The organism is Chloroflexus sp. MS-CIW-1 (assembly GCF_030444705.1).
Lineage (GTDB): Bacteria > Chloroflexota > Chloroflexia > Chloroflexales > Chloroflexaceae > Chloroflexus.
The window spans coordinates 957,222-979,867 of sequence record NZ_JAUBWR010000002.1; the positions used below are offsets into that span (position 1 = coordinate 957,222).

17 protein-coding genes are annotated in these 22,646 nt (G+C 53.9%); 12 read left to right on the forward strand and 5 right to left on the reverse strand.

The genetic code is table 11. The features are described from left to right. Positions 1 to 129 precede the first annotated feature (129 nt). The 4 genes from QTO31_RS16840 (at position 130) to QTO31_RS16855 (ending at position 4,282) form a co-directional block, all read left to right on the forward strand. Positions 130 to 507 carry a response regulator gene (locus QTO31_RS16840; protein WP_028458520.1) on the forward strand — a complete coding sequence of 126 codons (378 nt, stop codon included), beginning with the start codon at positions 130 to 132 and terminating at the stop codon, positions 505 to 507. A gap of 86 nt (positions 508 to 593) precedes the next feature. Further along, positions 594 to 947, forward strand: coding sequence for a hypothetical protein (locus QTO31_RS16845; protein WP_301430245.1), 354 nt, complete (start codon positions 594 to 596; stop codon positions 945 to 947). A 31-nt stretch (positions 948 to 978) separates the two neighbouring features. Then, a complete protein-coding gene (locus QTO31_RS16850; RefSeq protein WP_031458861.1) occupies positions 979 to 2,742 on the forward strand; it encodes a dynamin family protein in 1,764 nt (587 codons plus the stop codon). A 265-nt stretch (positions 2,743 to 3,007) separates the two neighbouring features. Then, the gene (locus QTO31_RS16855) at positions 3,008 to 4,282 is read left to right on the forward strand and encodes a glycosyltransferase family 4 protein (RefSeq protein ID WP_301430246.1); all 1,275 of its coding nucleotides are present in this window, start codon (positions 3,008 to 3,010) and stop codon (positions 4,280 to 4,282) included. An 867-nt stretch (positions 4,283 to 5,149) separates the two neighbouring features. Here the strand turns inward: QTO31_RS16855 and QTO31_RS16860 are convergent. Next, the gene (locus tag QTO31_RS16860; protein ID WP_301430247.1) at positions 5,150 to 5,665 is read right to left on the reverse strand and encodes a CvpA family protein; all 516 of its coding nucleotides are present in this window, start codon (positions 5,663 to 5,665) and stop codon (positions 5,150 to 5,152) included. Positions 5,666 to 5,971: 306 nt separating this feature from the next. On the opposite strand from QTO31_RS16860, the gene QTO31_RS16865 reads away from it, so the two are divergent. The 6 genes from QTO31_RS16865 (at position 5,972) to QTO31_RS16890 (ending at position 15,077) form a co-directional block, all read left to right on the forward strand. Continuing rightward, positions 5,972 to 8,050, forward strand: coding sequence for a PrkA family serine protein kinase (locus QTO31_RS16865; RefSeq protein ID WP_301430300.1), 2,079 nt, complete (start codon positions 5,972 to 5,974; stop codon positions 8,048 to 8,050). 98 nt (positions 8,051 to 8,148) lie between these two features. After that, positions 8,149 to 9,258 (forward strand): DUF444 family protein, encoded by a 1,110-nt coding sequence (locus QTO31_RS16870; protein ID WP_031461221.1) that lies wholly within the window; start codon positions 8,149 to 8,151, stop codon positions 9,256 to 9,258. Between the two features lie 26 nt (positions 9,259 to 9,284). Next, complete coding sequence (locus QTO31_RS16875; RefSeq protein ID WP_301430249.1) at positions 9,285 to 11,606, forward strand: SpoVR family protein; 2,322 nt, start codon at positions 9,285 to 9,287, stop codon at positions 11,604 to 11,606. 969 nt (positions 11,607 to 12,575) lie between these two features. Beyond that, positions 12,576 to 13,433: a peptide chain release factor N(5)-glutamine methyltransferase gene (prmC, locus tag QTO31_RS16880; RefSeq protein WP_035419802.1), complete on the forward strand. Its 858-nt coding sequence runs from the start codon at positions 12,576 to 12,578 to the stop codon at positions 13,431 to 13,433. 52 nt (positions 13,434 to 13,485) lie between these two features. After that, positions 13,486 to 14,136, forward strand: a complete 651-nt coding sequence (locus QTO31_RS16885) for a hypothetical protein (protein WP_031460925.1) — start codon at positions 13,486 to 13,488, stop codon at positions 14,134 to 14,136. Beyond that, complete coding sequence (locus tag QTO31_RS16890; RefSeq protein ID WP_051871196.1) at positions 14,133 to 15,077, forward strand: alpha/beta fold hydrolase; 945 nt, start codon at positions 14,133 to 14,135, stop codon at positions 15,075 to 15,077. Before QTO31_RS16885 ends, QTO31_RS16890 begins: the two co-directional genes overlap by 4 nt. A 216-nt stretch (positions 15,078 to 15,293) precedes the next feature. Here QTO31_RS16890 and QTO31_RS19365 read toward each other — a convergent pair whose 3' ends face one another. From QTO31_RS19365 to QTO31_RS16910, 4 genes are all read right to left on the reverse strand, one after another. Further along, complete coding sequence (locus QTO31_RS19365) at positions 15,294 to 15,740, reverse strand: DNA adenine methylase (protein ID WP_367620656.1); 447 nt, start codon at positions 15,738 to 15,740, stop codon at positions 15,294 to 15,296. A gap of 15 nt (positions 15,741 to 15,755) precedes the next feature. Continuing rightward, positions 15,756 to 16,190 (reverse strand): DNA adenine methylase, encoded by a 435-nt coding sequence (locus tag QTO31_RS16900; RefSeq protein ID WP_236631281.1) that lies wholly within the window; start codon positions 16,188 to 16,190, stop codon positions 15,756 to 15,758. 3 nt (positions 16,191 to 16,193) lie between these two features. Further along, complete coding sequence (locus QTO31_RS16905) at positions 16,194 to 16,829, reverse strand: NotI family restriction endonuclease (protein ID WP_330216977.1); 636 nt, start codon at positions 16,827 to 16,829, stop codon at positions 16,194 to 16,196. Positions 16,830 to 17,474: 645 nt separating this feature from the next. After that, on the reverse strand, positions 17,475 to 20,189 hold the full coding sequence (locus tag QTO31_RS16910; protein ID WP_301430251.1) for a cation-translocating P-type ATPase: 2,715 nt from the start codon (positions 20,187 to 20,189) through the stop codon (positions 17,475 to 17,477). A gap of 684 nt (positions 20,190 to 20,873) precedes the next feature. Here QTO31_RS16910 and QTO31_RS16915 point away from each other — a divergent pair. Beyond that, positions 20,874 to 21,509: a response regulator transcription factor gene (locus QTO31_RS16915; protein WP_031460929.1), complete on the forward strand. Its 636-nt coding sequence runs from the start codon at positions 20,874 to 20,876 to the stop codon at positions 21,507 to 21,509. 482 nt (positions 21,510 to 21,991) lie between these two features. Beyond that, positions 21,992 to 22,645 (forward strand): arsenate reductase (azurin) small subunit, encoded by a 654-nt coding sequence (locus QTO31_RS16920; RefSeq protein WP_031460930.1) that lies wholly within the window; start codon positions 21,992 to 21,994, stop codon positions 22,643 to 22,645. The last annotated feature ends 1 nt before the right edge of the window (position 22,646 follow it).

Sequence of the window (22,646 nt, forward strand, 5' to 3'; positions counted from 1 at the left end):
TTTGTTATTGGTTTACCACTACACGTTGTTGCCTCAAGTCTCGCCGGATAGATGATAACAGCATAGGATGAAAACGAGAACACGGCATGCGAATACTACCGATTCAACCCATACCTGGAAGCTGATACCATGGCAGCTTATCGTATTCAAATTTACGACGACGATCCAACAGCAGCGCTGGTTACGCAACGTGGCTTGCAAGCTTTGCTTGGTGATGAAGTTATTGTCGAAGCAACCACCAACGCGAACGAGGCCTGGCTGGCGTGTGCCAATGGTCATGTCGATCTGCTGATTGTCGATCCCAGTCCGTACAGTGCAGCAGCGGCACTCATCAAAGCGGTGCGCACATACCGTCCGTACCTCCCTATCCTGGCCCTGACGGCCTATGATACCCCTGGGTTACGCGCCCGAATGCAGGCACTAGGTGTTGAACTCTACGCCGCCAAGCCGATTGAATTGCGCGAACTGGCGCCACTCGTTATGCAGGCATTGCATCAGGTCGTGTAGGTAGGACTCACCTAACAGGTAGTCCTCCTCGCGACCCATCTTCCACTTTCCCTACATGTGCTATCATGTTTGTATTACGAAAGGAGATGTCTGTGCCTGCGCTGCGCATCGATTGGCGCTGGATTGCGCTCTTTGTTATTATCATTGTCCTGGCAAATGCACGGAGTCTACCGTGGCCGATCACTGCCCTGGCCCTCGCGCTGCCAGGCAGTTGGTTGATCTATCATGCTGCCCAAATGCTTGGGCTAGCAATTCCCGGTACGCGACCAACAACCAGGGTCACGTACTGGCGTGGCCGTCGGATCGAAACCAACACGCCAGTACGCCGGAATCCGTTCTGGGATCGCACCAATCTTGTCCCTGGTCTGCTGTATGGCATCACCGGCCTGATGCTGACATTGGCAGCTCTGGCGGTTGTCACCCGTAACCTCGGCATGTAACCTGCGCGACTGAACGTTTGATGAGAAAGCTGTGATAACACTACCCTTTGGCCTGTTTCGTCGACGACGTTTAACCACCGATCAGCAAGATGTGTTGCTCAACGATCTCGAAGCGTTGTTGCACCAGATCGACGCCGCGCTCGATCAGTTTGGCCCCGATGTCGAAACAACTGACCGCAACGCTCTCACCGGCTGTCGGGCCAGTCTGCGCGAGCTGTTTCTGATCGTTGTCGCCGGTGAGTTTAATTCCGGTAAATCCACCTTCCTCAATGCCTTGCTTGGCGCACAGGTATTACCAGAGGGCGTGACGCCAACCACCGATGCGATCACGTTGCTGAAATACGGTGATGAACCGTTTGATGAACTGATCGAACCCGGTCTACGGCTTCACCACTACCCTGCCGAGATGCTCCGTCAACTGACTGTGGTTGACACACCCGGCACCAACGCTGTCATTCGGCAGCACGAACGTCTGACCCGCGATTTTATCCCTCGTGCCGATCTGGTGATCTTTCTTACCTCTGCCGACCGCCCCTTTACCGAAAGCGAACGGACATTCCTTGAGTTGATAAAAGACTGGGGTAAGAAGGTTGTCGTTGTGATCAATAAAATTGACATCCTAACCCCTGCCGAGCAAGAGCAAGTTGCCCAATTTGTACGAGAGCACGTCAATCGAGTGCTAGAACAATCGCCTGAGCTGTTTCTGGTCTCGGCTCGCCGTGCATTGCAGGCGCGGCAACAACCCGATCATGCAGTCGAGCAATGGCAGGCCAGTGGTATGGCGGCCTTCGAGCACTTCGTGATTGACACCCTCGATGAAGAGACCCGCTTTCGATTGAAGATACTCTCGCCGCTAGGGGTAGCACGACGGGTAACTGAAACATACCTCGCTGCTACCGAATCCCGTCTGGCAACCCTGCGTGATGATGTGTACGCCATTGAGCAGATCGAACGTCAATTGGCCCTTTTTCACGATGAACTGAAGCAAGATGCCGAATACCACATCGGCGAAATTGATAGAGTGTTGATTGCACTGCAGGAACGGGGCGAACGATTCTGTGATGAAACGATCCGACTGAGCCGGATTCGCGATCTGGTGGATGGAAATCGACTGCGAGCTGACTTCGAGCGCGAGGTTATCGGGGATACCTATCACCAGATCGATGAACGCATTCAGAAGTTAATCGACTGGCTGGTTGAAAAAAATCTCCGTCTACAACAAAGTATTGACGAGTTTATTCAACAGCGCGCGCTGGCCTATCGCGACCAGATGTTGGGTCAAGTTGGCGGGAGTTTTGCCTACAATCGGCAGGCTTTGTTAGAACATCTCGGGCAGGCTGCGCAAATCGCTATCGCAAGTTACGACCGTAATGCTGAAGCCCAGCAGTTGGCCGGCGAAATTCAGTCGTCAGTCGCGGCAACAGCCATTACCGGTGTCGGTGCTGTCGGTTTGGGCGCAACCCTGGTTGCTCTGTTTCATACGGTGTTACTCGACGTTACCGGTATTCTGGCTGCTTTGACAGTGGCCGGCCTGGGTTTGGCAATTCTACCGGCTAAACGACGGCAGGCGAAGGAGAGTTTGCGCAAAAAGATCGATGAAGTACGCACCCGGCTACGTGCTGAGTTACGCCAGCAGATCGAACGCCAGAGCGAACAAACCCTGCACCAGATTCGTGAACGGAATGCACCATTTATTCGCTTTGTCCGTGCCCAGCAAGAGCATCTGATCGGTTTACAACGTACCTTTTCTGACCTGATGGTCGCGATTGAGAAGTTTAGCAAGCAGGTTGAGTAGCAGGTTGCCGTAATATATTGCATTGCAGCGGTGAGAGTGAATCAGGCAGGGTCTTCATCTTTTGTGTATCGCTTCTCCGCGGACAACGGGGCAAAACGAGTAATGAACACTATCCAGACGTTGAACACCATCCTGAACCACGCACTTCCCAGGCATAGACCTGTTTTCAAGCGCGCTCCTGGTGGTTCGTTATGACAAGACGAACAGAGCACGCTGAAAAGCAAACGATTGTGCTCTCCGTCCGATCTGCTGCTTATCACACTATATGCGCATCCTGATCCCTTCAGACGTATTCCCACCCGATGGCCGTGGCGGTGCAGCGTGGAGCAGTTACGCTCTGGCCACCGGCCTCCACGCACGCGGACACACCGTACAGGTTCTTGTTCCCTGTCGCCAGCCCTGTCGTTCGCCGCTCGTTGCGTCACTTGCCGGGATACCGGTACAACGCATCCCGTACTATGCGCCGAAGCTGCCATTTATCCAGAACTACGTTCGTCACGAGCGCTTCTGGCCACGACTGGCGCAAGCAATGATCACGGCTGCTCACGACAACGGGGGCGTAGACATTATTCATGCGCAGCATACTCAAGCTGCTGCCGCTGCAATCCTTGCCCGCGAAACGCTCAACGTACCGGTTGTCGTAACGGTGCGTGATCACTGGCCGTGGGATTACTTTGCCACCGGTCTCCATGGAAATCGTCTCCCATACCCTGAGAGTTCGTGGGCCGCGTTAGCTACCGATCTTCCTGCGCGCCTCGGCCCATTACGCGGGACCCTGGCCATCGCTGCGATTCCGTACATGCTGGCCCATCTTCGCCGACGGACCAGGTTACTGGCCGCCGCTGATGCGGTGATTGCCCCCAGCCAGTACATTGCCCGTCGCCTGCGCACTATCATTGAACCGCACCGCATCCACGTGTTGCCGAACATTGTTGACATCGCCGCCACTGATGCTATCGCAGCTACCCCACCCCGTACCAACTGGAGCGGGGCACTCCTGCTGTTCGCCGGTAAATTAGAGATGAACAAAGGCGCCGGTTTACTTATCGATCTAATCGCAGCACTGGCTGCGTACCGTCATCAGCTTCCACCCTTTACCCTCTTGATTGCAGGTGATGGCACCATGCGCCAGGCCATTGCCGACACCCTGACCACTTACCGCTTACCCGGCCGAGTACTGGCCTGGGTTGATCACGATGAACTCTTACGCCTGACCGGTCGCTGCGATCTGTTCCTCTTTCCCTCGAATTGGGGTGAACCACTGGCGCGGGCATTGATCGAAGCAGCCGCGCTCGGCGCACCAATCCTTGCCATGCCGACTGGCGGAACACCTGATATTGTCAGCCATGGCGAGACCGGTATTCTCGCACCCACGGTACCGGCGATGGTAGCCTGGATTGTACGCTTGCTCAATGATCCGGATACCCGACGGCAATTAGGTGCCAACGCCCGTCGGGTTGCCACTGAGCGTTTTGCCGCCGACCGTTTGCTGCCACGCTACGAATCCCTCTACAACGAACTGTGTCGCGCGAGAGTATAAGAGCCTATCCGATCTATCCTGTCGCAGCAGCAAGCAGATCGGTTGGAGCGCAGCGCTGCTGCGCTCGTACATCCATCGATAGGTTTCATCCGCTGAACTGCGAGACGATTCTTCTGAGAAGCACTCAGTTGAAATAGCGTTTCCAGAGTGTCGCCGTATCGAGAACGGACGGAAAGAAAAGGGTGAGAAACTTCGTTAGTCCATCACTTAGGTACGCGGGCCTCTGGCCCGCATCGTGTGCGCCTGGGTACACGGGCCTCTGGCCCGCATCGTGTGCGCCTGGGTACGCGGGCCTCTGGCCCGCATCGCAAGCACCTGGGTACACGGGCCTCTGGCCCGCATCGTGTGCGCCTGGGTACACGGGCCTCTGGCCCGCATCGTGTGCGCCTGGGTACACGGGCCTCTGGCCCGCATCGCAAGCACCTGGGTACGCGGGCCTCTGGCCCGCATCGTGAGTACCTCATATTGCAGAAGAAGATTCGGTCAGGGCGCAGCAGTGCTGCGCCTGTACATCCAGAGACGATCATTCGGCTTGACTCCAGGGGTACCGCAGCTTTATACAATGCTATCACCCCAAACATCTGATCAACAATGTGTATTCCGGCGTTATACCAATTCTGTGAAAAACACCGTCGATTGTGTAGCCATTTATCTCCGCTATTCACTGCCTTACACGCTGCCCCATTCGTGCGTCTGCATGATGGTGTGTGTCGCCATCTTCTTGCACGGCTGGAAGCAGGCTATCCGCCGGTGCACCAGGCTGCTACGAGCTTCACCCTCCCCTTTCGCTCACCTAATGGAATGAGGAAGGGGGCTAGGGGAAAGGTGATCCAGCGTCGTCCAGAATCGGCCCCTGCCGGTACCGCCTTACGGCAAAATCCCAAACTCATTAAACGTGCGCACTGCGGTTACAAATAGTTCAGGCAGCAACAGCGTGAGCGGCTCGCCGAGGCGTAACATCCAGCTAGCTAACAGGGAACTACGGAGCAAGCTGCTCCACGGCTCAACGGGAAAGACCACCAGAACGATCAGCAGTGCTGTGACGGCAAGCAATCCCTGGACTAACCCCAGCAGCGCACCCAGCAGATGATCGAGCCATCCCAAGAAGACCAGCCCCGCCAGTGAATGCAACAACGATGCAAGCAAACTGGCAATGCCGCTTACCAGAAGCAACACAGCAATAAAGCCCAATCCCTGCGCCAGATTGGGATCGGTGATAAACGAACCCAGCCAGACTGCTACCTCATTACCGTATTGCCCGGCCAGCATAAAGCCGACAATAAATCCTACCACTGCCAGCACTTGCCGGATAATACCCCAGTACAGACCGAGAATAGTAAACAGACCAAGAATGACAAACAATACCAGGTCTACTTCAGTCATCGAAGTTCCTTTCTGAACAAATGATCAACACGACATAAAGTCCTTGACGGGCGCGAAACACCTTGATATAATACCCTTACTTGAAAGATTCCTCGTACCGCTTCCCAGAGCACGCATAGCTGTCCCATACGGCGCGCGAGCTCACTGGCACGCGGCAACACCGCCGCAGAAAAGCCAGTCTGTACCCTGCACGTTGGCATCCCGGTAGAAGCAGCATCACCCGAATGGTTGATGCATGCTGCAACGAACTAACACACTCCGCCGGATTGGCGGTGGAGTAATCCCTCAGCAGGAGGATGTATGAACATGACTCTATCCGGTTTTGAGTTGATGAAGATGATTGGCGAGCAGCAGGATCGTCGCCGCTTTCAACAGCTCAACTGGCGCGGTACCTTCGCTGATTACCTCGATATTGTCACCCGCAAACCGCAAGTTGCCCGTAATGCGTTTCAGCGGGTCTACGACATGATTATGTCGTATGGAACCGAGGAGTTTATCGACGCCAAAAAGCGCTTGATTCGTTACAAGTTCTTTTCCGACGAATCGTTCGATGGCGACGACGCGATCTTCGGTTTGGAAATTCCACTCATGCGGCTAGTCAACTTCTTTAAAGGTGCTGCACGCGGGTATGGTACCGAGAAACGAGTGCTCCTACTGCACGGGCCGGTCGGTTCCTCGAAGTCAACCATCGTCCGCCGTCTCAAGCGCGGTCTCGAACACTACTCGCGCACCGAGGAAGGCGCACTCTACACCTACGACTGGTATCCCGGCATCATCGAGAATCATGATACCTTCGATTGGCGCAAGGTTCCCGAATCGGAGTGGGAAAAGTGTCCGATGCATGAAGAGCCACTCCACCTCATCCCTCGTGAATTACGGACAACCTTTATCGAGCGGATCAATGAAGGGCTTGACCCGGATCGTCAAATTCGTATCGAAGGTGATCTCTGTCCGGTCTGTCGCTTCCACTTCCGCGAACTCATGCAGCGCTACGAAGGCGACTGGATGAAGGTGATGAGCCACGTGCGGGTACGCCGGCTGGTGTTCAGCGAGCAGGATCGCATCGGGATCGGTACCTTCCAGCCCAAGGATGAGAAGAACCAGGATAGCACCGAATTAACCGGTGACATCAACTACCGTAAGATTGCCATCTACGGTTCTGATTCTGATCCTCGTGCCTTCAACTTCGACGGTGAGTTCAATATCGCGAACCGTGGCATTATTGAGTTCGTCGAGATGCTCAAGCTCGACGTCGCCTTCCTCTACGATCTGCTTGGCGCATCTCAGGAGCACCGCATCAAGTCGAAGAAGTTTGCGCAGACCGACATTGATGAGGTCATTATCGGCCATACTAACGAGCCAGAGTATCGCCGCCTGGAAAACAACGAATTCATGGAAGCGCTCAAAGATCGCACTGTGCGCATCGACATCCCGTATGTCACGCGCCTGCGCGACGAAGTGCGTATCTACGAGCGCGACTTCAACAAGAAGAAGGTTCGTGTCCATATTGCTCCCCATACGCTCGAAATGGCGGCAATGTGGGCCGTGTTGACCCGTCTCGAAGAGCCGAAGAAGCCGAACCTCACCCTTTTGCAAAAGCTCAAACTCTACAATGGGAAAACACTACCCGGCTTTACCGAAGACAACATCAAAGAGCTGCGCAAAGAGGCGGTACGTGAAGGGATGGAGGGCATTTCACCGCGCTACATCCAGGATAAAATATCGAACGCGCTGGTAAGCAACCAGGAAGAAGGCTACATCAACCCCTTCATGGTGCTCAACGAGCTAGAGAGTGGGCTGAAGAACCACGCACTCATCACCGATGAAGAGCAGCGCAAGCGCTACCGTGATCTGCTGGCGATTGTCCGCGAAGAGTATACGGAGATAGTGAAAAATGAGGTCCAGCGGGCGATCTCAGCCGATGAAGAGGCGATCAAGCGCCTGTGCGCAAACTACATCGATAACATCAAGGCCTACACCCAGCGCGAGAAGGTGCGCAACCGCTATACCGGCCAGTACGAAGAGCCTGATGAGCGTCTGATGCGCAGTATCGAGGAGAAGATCGATATTCCGGAGTCGCGTAAAGATGACTTCCGCCGCGAGATTATGAACTACATCGGCGCCCTCGCAATTGAAGGGAAGACCTTCGATTACCGCACGAACGAGCGGCTCCACAAGGCGCTCGAGCTGAAGCTCTTCGAAGATCAGAAAGATAGCATCAAGCTCACATCGCTCGTTTCGCGCGTGATCGACCGCGATACGCAGGAAAAGATTGACGTGGTGAAGGCTCGCCTGATCCGTGACTTCGGCTACAACGAGCAGTCGGCGACTGATGTGCTCAACTACGTGGCTTCGATCTTTGCCCGTGGTGATACACGTCGCTAAGCCTCGGCAGTAGCTTGTTCAACACTCAACCGACAACCGGCATCGAGGAGGGCGCCGTGTCGCCCTCCTCCGTTACCAGGATTGGTACTCCTATGGCGATGTCAATGAAACGTGCTGAACGCGATCTCAGCCGCTTCCGTGAAATTGTACGCGGGCGGATCAAAAAAGACCTGCGCAAATATATGTCGCAAGGTGAATTGATCGGACGGCAGGGTAAGCGCTTTGTCAGTATCCCAATGCCGCAGATCGATATACCTCAGTTTCGCTACGGTGCTAAACAGGCTGGTGGTGTTGGGCAAGGCGATGGAAACATCGGTGATCCGATAGCACAGGGCGATGGTCAACCCGGCGCCGGTCAGGCGGGTGCTGAACCTGGTCAACACATTCTGGAAGTTGATGTCTCGATTGAAGAACTGGCCCAAATCCTGGGTGAAGAGTTGCAACTGCCCAACATTCAGCCTAAAGGCAAGAAGAATCTGATTAGCGAGAAGGACAAGTATAGCGGTATCCGACGTACCGGCCCAAATTCGCTCCGCCATTTCAAGCGAACGTACCGCGAAGCACTCCGACGCCAGATTGCTGCTGGTGAGTATGACATCAACAACCCAGTGGTGATCCCGATCCCCGATGATATGCGGTATCGTTCGTGGAAAGAAACCCTTATGCCCGAAAGTAACGCCGTCATTATTTATATGATGGACGTGTCGGGTTCGATGGGTACCGAACAAAAAGAGCTGGTGCGGATGACCGCCTTCTGGATCGAGACCTGGCTGCGCTCACAGTATAAGTCCATCGAAATTCGCTATATCGTCCACGACGCCGCTGCCAAAGAAGTCGATCAACAGACCTTCTACCATATCCGTGAAGGTGGCGGTACCAAAATATCATCGGCCTACAAACTGTGCAATCGCCTGATTGACGAGCGCTATCCGGCGACCGAGTGGAATATTTATGCGTTCCACTTTTCCGATGGCGATAACTGGGGCGGTGGTGATACCCGTGAATGTGTGGAACTGCTCAAGCGTGAACTCTTGCCTAAAGTGAATCTCTTCTGTTACGGCCAGGTTCGTTCGCTCTACGGCTCTGGGCGTTTTGCCCATGACCTTGAAGAATACCTGCGCGGCGATGACCGCATTGTGATCGCCGAAATTGCCGATCGTGACGATATTTACGATGCGATCCGCGCCTTCCTCGGCAAAGGCCGCTGATCGCCCTAGCCCGATTTGGTGTGCGTATGAAAAGTACCCGCCTTCCCGCTCATCTCGAACAAGCGCGACAGGAGATCGAGCAGATTGCCCGTGAGTATGGCCTTGATTTCTTCCCCATTATCTACGAAGTGCTCGATTACCGAACCCTGTATGAGGTAGCGGCGTTCGGCGGCTTCCCAACGCGCTATCCCCATTGGCGATTCGGGATGGAGTACGATCAGTTGCTCAAGGGCCATGTCTGGACGGGGAGTACCATCTATGAGATGGTGATCAACAATAACCCGGCTTACGCTTACCTACTCGAGGGTAACGAAGATGTGACGCAGAAGATGGTGATGGCGCACGTCACCGGTCACGTCGATTTCTTCAAGAATAATATGTGGTTTGCCCACACCAATCGCAAGATGCTCGACACCATGGCAAACCACGCTGCCCGCATTCAGCGCATTATCGACCGAATCGGCTACGATCAGGTTGAAGATTTCATTGACACCTGTCTGTCGCTGGAAAACCTGATCGATTACCACGCTCCGTATATTCGGCGCTCCGAAGCGGTGACACCGCGCCCTATCGTGAGCGACGAAGAGCCACCGGTCGTCGAGGGCTTACCGGTCGAACGTGAGTACATGCGCGATTACATCAATCCACCAGAGTTTCTTGAAGCCCAGCGCCGAAAACTCGAGGAGGAGCGTGCCCGTCAGCGTCGCTTTCCAGAGAATCCACAACGTGATGTCCTGCTCTTTTTGATGAATTTTGCCCCCCTCGAAAACTGGCAGCATACGGTACTCGAAATCATTCGCGATGAAGCCTATTACTTCGCCCCACAGGGCATGACCAAAATTCTGAACGAGGGATGGGCATGCCTCCACGGTGATAGTCTGATCCCGACCGACCGTGGCATTATCCCGTTGCGTGAGCTGGTCTCGCGCCGTTATCGGTCACAGGTAAGCGATGGCGAGCGGCAACAGACGGTGTACGATTGGAATTGTTTCACCGCTTATCCGACTGTAACCATTCATACCCGTGCCGGTTTTACGCTGACCGGATCGTTCAATCACCGTGTTATGCTGGCTTCTGGCGAGTGGCGTCGGCTCGATGCCCTTCGCGTTGGTGATCAGGTACGTATAGCCGGTGGTACGGAGCTGTGGGCCACGCAGCCGGCACGGTTGCGGCGTCGCATGCCATTGCCGCAGGTGCTGGCAACCGTTAGTGCTACTACCAGTCCATCGTTACCATCGCGTCGCCATCGTTATCACTCTGCTCCGACAGAAGTTGTTGATGAAGCTATGGCGACGGCCATCGGCCAGCGCTGTGTAACGCATCCCGATCACCGTGCGCTAGACGCCATCCGCCGTTCACCGCGACCACAGGTCGTCGCATTCCTGCGCGCTTTCATCGCCGGTGCTGTCGATACTTCCCAAGAGTTGACCATTCCCTGCGTCAGTATCGAACTTGCTCAGACGGTGCAACTGCTGCTGGCAAACCTGGGTGTCCTGGCGCGCCGGATCGAGACAACATTGCAGATCGATGATCCTACGGCTCTTAAACGTGCCTACACCACACCGTCGCCCACTGTTACCTGGACGGACGAGATTGTTGCCATTGAACGCGGTCGTGCCGATGTGTACGATATTTCGGTCACCGAAACGCATCGCTACGCTGCGCAGGGGTTCATCAACCACAACAGTTACTGGCATAGCACCATTATGACCCAGCGTGTCGCTTCGGCTGCCGAGATCATCTCATTTGCCGATCTCCATTCGGGCGTGGTCGCGACAAGCGGTGGTCGGCTCAACCCTTACAAACTGGGGCTAGAACTCCTGCGCGATATTGAGGATCGCTGGAACAAGGGTAAATTCGGCAAAGAGTACGAAGAGTGTGATGACATCGCTCTCAAACGCTCGTGGGATAAACAGCTCGGTCTCGGTCGCCAGAAGATTTTCGAGGTGCGCCGACTCTACAACGATGTGACATTTATCGACGAATTCCTCACCCCAGAATTCGTGATGGAGCAGAAACTCTTTACCTTCCGCTACAATCGCGATACCGATCTCTACGAGATTGCTTCACGCGAGTTCAAAGAGGTCAAAGAGAAATTGCTCTTCCGGCTCACCAATTTTGGCCAGCCGGTCATCTTTGTCGAAGATGGTAATTACGGCAACCGGGGTGAACTTTACTTACGCCATCGCCACGAAGGCGTTGATCTCAAGATGGACTATGCCCGTGAGACGATGCGCAACTTGTATAAAATCTGGACGCGGCCTGTCCATCTGGAAACGGTCATCGAAGAGAAGCGACGTCTACTTTCGTTCGACGGTCGCGATTTTAGTGAGCGACGCATAGATTAGCATTTGGGCAGAGCAGTGTCTGGGAAACTTTAGTGCATTCTCTCACCTCTCAGCACGTGCCGGTATGGTTTCTGCCTCATGAGGCTGCGGAAGCCTGAGTTTCCGCAGCCGATAATGAGTGCAGGTGATGAGAAGTGTGAGAGGCACAAACTCCCAATTCCTCACCCGGTATGGAACCGGTAGGGGATGCCAAGTGCGTTCTGCAGCACGGACACGGCAACGCCTTAACCTGACACGGCATACCAAAGCGACCCTCGCATTCCCTTGCGGGCCAGAGGCCAGTGCTCTCAGGTTCCTCTCCTAGGCTCCTGCAGTCACATGCGGGCCAGCGGCCCGCGCTCCCAGGAGCAATGTGCACACGTTCACCCGCTGGTGTTGCACCGATCATGCCCGTCACCGCATGCATAGTGGGGGCGGGTTTGAAACCCGCCCCCACTATGGTGTGCTGATGCGCCAAACGATGGGGTCCACCAACCCACCGCACCATGCGGGCCAGCGGCTCGCGTTCCCAGGAACGATGTGCACCCGTTCACCCGCTGCTGTCGCACCGATCATGCCCGTCACCGCATGCATAGTGGGGGCAGGTTTGAAACCTGCCCCCACTAACGATGGGTTCCACCCGCCCACCGCACCATGCGGGCCAGCGGCCCGCGCTCCCAGGAGCAATGTGCACCCGTTCACCCGCTGCTGTCGCACCGATCATGCCCGTCACCGCATGCATAGTGGGGGCAGGTTTGAAACCTGCCCCCACCCATGGTGTGCTGATGCGCCAAACGATGGGTTCCACCAGCCCACCGCACCATGCGGGCCAGCGGCCCGCGCTCCCAGGCTCTCGGGTGACGGGTGTCCGACAACGGTGAACATCGCTAGACCTCCGCTCAGGCATCTACCGCTGCTTTCGTACACTCGTGGTAATATCAGATGAGAAAGAACATCAGCTACCTTTATCACAGGCCGCAGTTGTCTATGATGAATCTCACGATTGAACAGGCACTCTACCAGGCAACCAGGCGTTTGCATTCGCTCTCGTCAACACCCCGGCTTGATGCTGAACTCCTGCTCGCCCATGTTTTGGGCTGGTCTCGCGCCAGAGTAGTTGCCGAACGGGAACAGCGCCTCACGCCGGAACAACAGGCAACGTTCAACGCCCTGATCGAACGTCGTGCCACGTGCGAACCGGTAGCTTATCTGATTGGTCAGCGTGAATTTTTTGGTCTTACCTTCTTCGTTGATCGGCGTGTCCTCATTCCACGTCCCGAAACAGAATTACTGGTTGAGCTAACCATCAAAGAGGCCCAACGCTACGGCAACAAACCACTTACCATCGCCGATATTGGCGTTGGGAGTGGTGCTATCGCAATTGCACTGGCAAAGCATCTGCCTCAAGCCACCATTTACGGCGTTGATCTGAGTACTGAAGCGCTAGAAGTGGCAGCCATTAATGTCAATCGCTATCACCTGCACGAACGGGTCATCTTGCTGCATGGCGATCTCTGTGAACCGCTCCCCACAGCCGTTGATCTGATTGTCAGCAATCCACCCTACACGATTTTGGCCGAGATCGACGAAGGGGTATATCGGCACGAACCACACCTTGCCCTTGACGGTGGCGCCGATGGTCTCGACTGTTATCGTCGCTTGATCCCGGCGACTCCGACCTATCTGAAACCTGGTGGTGCAATATTATTAGAAATCGGCGCCTGGCAAGCGTCATCTGTGACACACTTGCTACGCCAGGTACTACCAGAGGCTGAAATAACGGTACAGCGCGACCTGGCCGGTTATGATCGAGTTGTGCGGGCGCGTAATCGAGATGTCATCCTCTGATCTAGTCCATGGGTACAGATGAAACGTATACTATAGATGGAGGAGGATGACCATGACAACATTCTTTATCGCGCTTGGTATAGCCATTATCACTTTACTTTTTATTCTGCTCTGGTATGTACCACATCTTTTTCAGCAACAAGCCGGTCGAAGTGCTCGCGAAGCTGCACAACTCCGTGATATGTTGCTCGATATGCTCAACGAACAGGAAGCGGTGATGCAGCGACAGGCCCAACTAAGCACAGCGATAACCAATTTGCAACAACAACTCGCCCAATTGATGACAGCATCAAAAAATCACGCTGTAGCGAGTGAAGTTGACGTACAATCAATACGACAGTTAGAAGAGCGTATCACTGCGCTCCATCAGCAGCTTCAGCGCTGGATTGAGCATCGCGGGCAACAGCAACGTCACCGCGATGTCGCCGAGAATGAATCCTGGGCGAACCTGCTCAGTCTCCTGGCTGCAATCCAGGAACGATTGGCACAACTGTCGGTTGAACGAATCAACGTTTCGGTGGGGCTACAGGCTCGCACCCTGCTGGAAGAGTTGGAACAGGAAATGGCCCAGTTACGCAGCATTTCCGAAGATATTGCGACGCTACAGTGGCGATTACGCCGCTCTCTTCACGAACGTGAAACCAATGTTGCGCAACTGCGGGCACGATCAGCAAGTTCTTCCTCAACGGTGAGGCCAGTATGAGTATTATCGTTATTGATAATCAACGGGTGCATTACGAAGTCTTTGGCCGCGGTAAGCCTGTCGTTTTCCTTCACGGTTGGTTGGGAAGCTGGCGCTACTGGTATACGACGATGGAGATTGTCGCGCAACAGTTCCGAGCTTACTCCTTCGATTTTTGGGGTTTCGGCGAATCGCGCACAAATGACATGCCTACCATCCAGGGATATTCCAACCAGGTCATCCGTTTTCTCGATGCAATGGGCATCGAGCGCGCTGCGCTGGTTGGTCATTCAATGGGGGGAATGGTCGCAATGAAGACCGCCATCGAGCATCCTGGGCGGATAACTCGCGTGGCGACAGTCGGTGCACCGATCGACGGCAACTCGTTGTCCTGGATGCTCAAACTGGTTGATCGCCCATTCTTTGCCGAATTTTTTGCCCGCCGACCATGGTTGCGCCGGTCACTCTTCCGGTTCTTCTTCGGCGATTCGCTCGATCCGGAAGTGAATGAAGTATTGGAAGATAGCACTAAATCAACAGCCGATACTATTCGCGCCGCTATCCATTCAATGTGGCGTACCAACCTCACACCACTGTTAGACAACTTGCGCGTGCCAGCATTAGTGGTACACGGCGCCCGTGATGAGATTGTCAATCCAAACCAGCTCCAGCTTTTTACGCATATTCCTCTCGCGCAAGTGGTACGGATGGAACACAGCCGTCATTTCCCATTCGTTGATGAAGCTGAACAATTCCACGCAATCCTGCTCGACTTTCTCAAACAACCCGATCCCATTGTGCCAACGCGCAGAGTGACGTCGCCTCCCACACCTTCCCCACCACAACCAACATCACCAGCTTCGTCAACCGACGAAAACCCGCAAGTAACTGCCAGTAGTCACGAGGTCATGCCGCCACCGGTTACTACTATCCCTCGATCTGCACCACCTGCCGGAAGTTGAGAGATACGAGATGAACCTACCGGTTTGTGCGAGTATAACGACGGTAGGGACGCAGTGATGTCGTACCCTACCGTGTGATAGATCATCCCACAGCCTCGCCAATACGAAAAGATAAGCGACAGCGAAATGCTTACCTGAAACGCGAAGGGGTGAAGATACTCGCACGTATCATCGTGTACGCTGGTGGCTCATCATCACCGGTCATGACGATAAGGCTCATAAGCACGCTATATCTCTTCCAATAACTACTTCTCTTATTGTCGTATGGTGAGCAGTTTTCATCGGTATTAAACGCATCTGAAATTTATGCCTGCGGGCCATTTCTTTTACTTCCTCTGACTCATCGTATGTCATGAGAAAGTTACCCGTGAGTGTCTCGCATATGGTAAACAAATTCTCATGATCAATCTGGTGGTGTTTATAGAGTCGTTTCCCTGCCCGCTTGCCACCAGCAGTATAAGGGGGATCAATAAAATAGATGACATCCTCGCGGTCAGCAAACTCCATCATCACCTTCAGTCCATCATCGTGACGAAAGTCAATCCTGCTCGCAATATGACTGAGATGAATAATTCTCTGCGCAAGGGTCTGCGGATACCATCGAGAGCCAATTCCTTTCCCATTCTCGCCATGCTTGATAAAGCGAGAGCCTTTGGCGAGGATTCCGCCGTGTAACGTTCAGTTCTTCAAAATCGTTTGAAATGCTTTCTCTCTTGTTGTTGTCGGAACCCGCTGAAGTTCCGCTTCAACGTTTTCTCTCGTCATTTGGAATGTCACGATTTGATGAGCCAACCACTCAGCATCACCACGAACAATCGTTTGCCAGACTGATGCAACCTCATCGTCTAACTCAACCATCACGACCGTTTCAACCCACTGTTCAAAGAGAGCGGTAAGGCTAATAATACCGCCACCGACGAACGGTTCTATAAGCACACGTGGTTTGTACTTCAGACTATTCATCCAGCGTCGAAATGCCGGCACAAACCACGTCTTTCCACCGGGATAGCGGAAAGGGCTTCGTTGAGGGACAGAAGCAACATTTACCGGACGCAAGATAGGTTTATCGTCAGATAGTTCAGGAAACAATGGGAGCTGTTGCTGCTTTGTCATAGTTCAAAACGGCCTCTCCATGGTCTGATTCGTTGGCGGATTTTCCAGGTGTTCATCAAGTTTTTCCTGGAGCAACTTGATGAAATCCCCTATCTGCCCAGGAAGCGGTGTGGTGATAGAAAGCAAAGCCGACTCGAAATCGGTAAAAATCTCATCCACTTTTGTAAGGTAGTATCGACCAGGTTTATGATTGTCGTCCGCATGAATTTTTAGATCGTAGACCAGCCATGCAATATCAGCTTGATCCTTTGGAACTTGTTTCAGCGTGGGCAAAGTAGCAAAAAAAGTTCGGTTCAGCGCTACGGCGATTTTCTTATTCCAACTGTGTAAGATTCCACCCTTATAAACAAGCTGCGGAACAAGTCGCTTTCGAGAAGAGATATAATACTCGAATGGTTCGCGAACATTCCCAGAAATGTAGACAGCCTGAATCTCAAGGGCGCCAAAATCAACGACTTTACCGGCATCATCATAGGCAACGAGCACCACATCAATGCTGCCGGCGGGCTTACCTGTCGCATCGTTTAGACGAACCTCAGTGAGAGAAGTCCACTTCACTCCCTCCGCAAAGAAGAAAGAAGCGGCATGGTCGGTAATGATCCAATCCTGGCGGAAGCGGATTGGACAGGTAATGACCACCTAGTTCTCATGATTGATACTACAGACGCCAAGCGGGTTCCTTGCCTTGTCTTTGGTACAGTTCGGTACTTTATTGTTGAAGGGGCAGAGACGATGAGAACGATACCGCTTCGCTATTTCGGTTTGGTCTGTAACGAGGTAACCGAAGACCTCAGCTAATGGCTGTCCCTTATGCATCCTGCACGTCCTACCTGAAGATTCTGCTTTGTCCAATACCTTGACCGTCTTTGAATAACACTTGGAGCAATCTCGAGCACTCGCTCATCAGCGCAGAACTTCTACCTCAAGGTACACTGCCCGGCTGATTGCTGATCGAGGTCTGAACTAAACCGCTATGTACTACGATTTTACAACATATCTTGATTGCTTATTTATGTTTGTGCCGATACCATGCAATACGTGGTGCATGTACCCTGCATTCACACCCGGTATTGATGCGTGCGGGGCGCCACTTACTGCCCATCAGTTCCAACTCTGCACGGCCCGTTCATGAGAAACCGTGGATGCTGCTTTATAACTCGTCCCAATGCCTCAAATCGCCCTAAATCCCTCCTTTCAACTGCCAGCGAGGAGCAGGGAGGGAATCCGCCCCTACCGTGCGCTGACAGGTATGATCGGCGAAACAACACATAGTCAGATGTTTGCCTAACCATCAGACACCCTAACCACCGTCTCGGCAGGTGTTCGATGACGTAAGACCCATTTCGCTAGTTCAAGAACCGGCACTACGCTCAAAGCCACCCCAACAATGACGAGCCAGTCGATCAGTGATAGCGGAAAGGTAGTAAATGGCTCGTGCAAGAAAGGCAGATAGACGATGGCCAGTAACAAGAGCATTTCCCACAGGATCGCCAGATTCAGCCAGCGGTTCGCAAAGGGGCGATGAAACACCGAAAGGTGATCGGAACGAAAGTTATACGCTTTGAAGAACTGAATCAACACCAACGAAACGAAGGTCATCGTCATCGCCTCAACGATGCCACGCCCACTCTGCAACGCCCAAACAAAGAGGACGATATTGACCAATGCCGACCACAAACCACCGACGATCATCAAGCCGACAATGGGACGAGTGAAGATACCACGCCGCGGATCACGTGGCGGCTGGCGCATCAGATCGTCGTCGGGTGGATCAACTGCCAATGCCAGAGCCGGTAGACCATCGGTTGCAAGATTCACATACAGGATTTGAACGGCACTTAACGGCAACGGCAAGCCAGCGAGGGTAGCACCAGCCATCAGGGTAATTTCCCCAATATTCGATGACAGCAGGTACATTAAGTACTTCTTGATATTGCCAAAGATTCGTCGTCCCTCTTCGACCGCAGCCACGATTGAGGCAAAATTGTCGTCAGTGATGGTCATTGCGGCTGCCTCTTTCGTGACATCGGTACCGGTAATACCCATTGCAATCCCAATGTCGGCCTTTTTAAGCGCCGGTGCATCATTCACGCCGTCACCGGTCATTGCCACCACATACCCTTTTTGCTGGAGAGTCGTCACCACACGCAGCTTATGCACCGGCGCTACTCTGGCGTACACGTCGATTGTGTCGACTATGCGCGCAAATTCCTCATCGCTTAAGGTATCGAGTTCACTACCGGTGATTACCCGTCCATTGACAAGCAAACCCAGCTCACGAGCAATCGCAGCCGCGGTTAACGGGTGATCACCGGTTATCATGACGACCCGAATACCGGCTGCCTGACAGGTCTGAATAGCTGTTTTCGCCTCGGGACGAGGTGGATCAATCATACCGACTAAACCGAGGAAGGTGAGATCGTGCTCGGCATCGCTCAGGGTAGCCGGTGCTTTCGTCGCAATTGCCAGTACCCGCAAAGCCGACTCAGCCATCGTTTGCGCTGCCTGTAAGATAGTTTCCCGGTCAGCCAGACTCAGCGGCGCGACTCCGTGTGGTGCCAGCCAATGACGACACGCGGCCACAATGACCTCTGGTGCCCCTTTGGCGTAGGCAACCGTCTCCCCGTGTTCGTGATGCAGGGTAATCATGCGTTTGGTTTCCGAAGAAAACGGAATCTCGGCCACACGTGGCGCATTGGCAACCAGGTCATCAACAACCAGACCAGCTTTCATCGCAGCTACGATCAGCGCCGCTTCGGTCGGATCACCCTGTACTTGCCAGCGCTGATCGCGGTAGACAACCCGTGCATCGGAAGCAAGCGTAGCAGCGCGCAACAACTGACAAACTGCCTCATCGGGCAGGACGAGGTGATCGTCACAGCGAAACTCACCGACCGGCTCATAACCGGAACCGGTAATTTCCCACCAACGACCGGCAACAAACACCCGGCGGGCCGTCATCTCGTCTTTCGTCAGTGTGCCGGTTTTGTCGGTACAAATCACCGACGTACTCCCCAACGTCTCCACTGCTGGCAGGCGTCGCATCAGCGCATTCCGCTTCACCATGCGCTGTACTCCGATTGCCAGCGAGATAGTCACTACTGCCGGTAAGGCTTCAGGAACAACGGCGACGGCTAAGGCTATCCCAAAGATGATCATCTCGACCAGTGGCTGACCACGCCAGAAGCCGAGCAGAGTAATAACAGCCACAATGACCAACGCGACGCGCGCCAGCGTATGACCAACCTGGTCGAGATTCTCTTGCAGCGGTGTTCGCCCGGTTTCAATCGTCTGCAACATCGTGGCAATCGTGCCAAACTCCGTCTGCATGCCGGTCGCCACGACAATGCCACGTCCGCGTCCGTAACTGACCGAAGTTCCAGCGTAGACCATATTCTTGCGCTCGGCGACGGGTACTGATGGCGGTAAGGTTATCGCGGCAGTCTTCTCAACCGGAAGTGACTCGCCGGTAAGCGCAGCTTCTTCGATCTGAAGATTAACTGCCTCGATCAGGCGCAGATCAGCCGGTACACGGTCGCCAGCACGCAAGAGCACGATGTCGCCAGGCACCAGTGTGCGAGCCGGTACAACCTGCTCACGGCCATCACGCAAGACAGTGGCGTTGGGAGCTGCCATCTGCCGGAGCGCTTCAATTGCTCGCTCAGCACGGTATTCCTGAATAAAGCCGAGCAAAACAGCGAAGAGTACGATGACAATGATGGCAATCGATTCGATACCGTGCCCAAGGAGTATTGACAGGCCAGTAGCGATTAGCAGGATAATGATCAGGATATTCTTGAATTGATTGAGCAGAATTGTCCAGGGTGAAATACGAGTCGTCGCTTGCAGTTCGTTTGGACCGTACAGCGTTAATCGGCGCGCCGCTTCGTCACCGGTCAAGCCCTGTGGTGAAGTGTATAGTTCAGTGTATACAGCAGGTAGATCGAGTGCATGCCAGAGCAACGGTGATTGACGATGCTCAACGTTCGGTATTGCCATGAGATAGCTCCTTAACGAGCTGCGGTAAAGCCAAGATGAATATGTACAGTCTCGCTACCTTCGAGCATAGCACGCCACTATCGGCAATACAAGCGGTGCAGCGAGTCAATCTGCTAACCAACCATCGGATAGCGCCGGTTGAGAGGGTTGCAACGTCTTTCTCTCGGCGATGATCGTGGGTTGAAAACCGATCCTAGATGGCATACTGATGCGCCAGACACAGCTCTCTGGCCATACACTGCGAGATGCAGGTCAGAGGCCCGCACCAGGGATTGGCAAGTTTTCACGAACCGGCAATGGTGATGAAGGAAATATAGGGCGGACGGGCGGGGAAGCGTCTCGCTGCCGCTTGCAAGAAGATGCGACAGTTGAAGCCTTCCGGTAGTGGACTTAAGTCATGGCAGACTTCAGGGATCATCGGCAGCGGAGGCGTGTGGTTCGTCGGTATCGCTCCGCAGCACATCGTCCGATCACCTTCGATAACCGAACAGAAATCTCTGGTTGCCTGCTCTTGCAGCCAACAAAAGAGGTAGTTTCAGGTATAATTAATTAACTTCAAACGCATAAAAAACCTATTGCAAGGGTGCTCAGGGTGAGGAACACAATCGGCAGCCTGATGCAGAATGATAGCTAACCCTCGGCCAGACCGATCTGGTCGTCCTAAGCCTACCGAAGGAGGAGAGCGTGATTCGGGTTCTCATTGTAGATGATCACCCGATTGTGCGCGAAGGTCTGCGCAGTCTCATTCGTCAGCAAAGTGATATGACACTGGTTGGGGAAGCCGATGACGGCACCAAAGTGGTTTCGTTAGCAACCACCTTAAAACCTGATGTTATCACTATCGATTTACGTATGCCCAGCGTCGATGGCATTGGCGTCTTGCGCCAAATGCGCGAACTATCGCCATCGCCAGCCTGCCTGGTACTTTCCAACTATAACGAACCCGATTACGTAATCGCGGCTATCGAAGCCGGAGCACGTGGCTTTCTCTTGAAACACAGCGCGTACACCGCCATTATTGATGCCATCCGCACGGTCGCCAGCGGTGAATATGTCATCTCACCACATCTGGTTGGGGTACTCTTCACCAATGTCGCTGAGCTACAGCGCGAGCGCTTACGGCAGGCGTTAGCGGATGATGAAAGTGCCCTACGCTTGCTACGAGCACTGGCCAATGGTGCAACCACAGCCGAAATTGGGACAATGTTGCATATGAGTGAAGTAACGGTCAAACGTAGAATTCAAGAACTGATCAAGCTCCTTGGGGTACGGAATCGTACTCAACTAGTTGCCGAGGCAGTACGTCGTGGATGGATTTGAGGGCTTCCCGCCAGCCGTTATCAGGAAGGGAATTGCAGTGCACGGCGACAACACCCAACCATGCCCCCTGCCCACCGGTCTTTTTGCACAAGGGAGTGTACAACCGGTTCCTGTATCGCAGATACAGTGAAATATCCCAAACAGGCGTTACCTGAAAAATCATCACAAATGAATGCAGCTATAGATCAACGCTCGTTATTATTCTCAACAACTCTAACGGTATTTATATGGAACGTCTTGCCTCCTTCATAACCGGGAGGGCAGCCGATTTACGGCGATAACCTGACCGGAAGGACGTCATCTCTGCCGAAACGGCCATCGTTCTGGGCTGGCGCCAAGCGCCAGTCGCCATCACCCCTACTTATTGACCTCTTTGGATCGTTAATCTGACCATTTCGGATCTTCACCTCTTTGAGATCAGTAGTCTATACTACGAATATCCTAAAGCTATCAGATTCCTTAGCAAGCGAGGAGTGAGATCTATGACAGATCAAGAGGTCAGGCTCCCGGAAGAGGAGACCGATCGCCCGACGAAGGGGCGTCTCGACCGACGGAGTTTTCTCAAACTAGGCTCAGTCAGCGGCGCTGCTGCCATCTTGGCCGCGTGTGCCGCTCCGCCACCCGCACCAACCGCCGTTCCACCAACGTCAGCTCCGCAAGCGCAGGTTCCTACACCGGCTCCGGCTCCATCACCGGTTGTCGTTACCGAAAAGGTTGAGGTCCCGCTGATCAGTGAGGTCTTACCCTACCCACGCCTGAAGATCGCGACCCTCAACGATCTGAAAAATGGAGTGTTCGGTGCCACCTACCCTGACCAGCTTTCTCCGATCCAGGTTCTCAAGCTAGGGAAAAAGGTTCCTGGCGGCGTGGGACCAGACGAAGACATCGTGGCGTACAGCGGATTATGCACCCACATGGGATGCCCCATGAACTACGATCCGGCCACCAAAATTTTTGTCTGTCCGTGCCACTACAGCCATTTCGATGCTGAAGCCGACGCGATTCTCATTAGTGGGCCAGCGACCCAGAATCTACCACGCATTATCCTAGAGGTAGAGGGCCAGGATATTTACGCAGTTGGGGTGCAGGGACTGATCTACGGACGACCGCATAATCTCAGCCTGACTGAGCTATAGG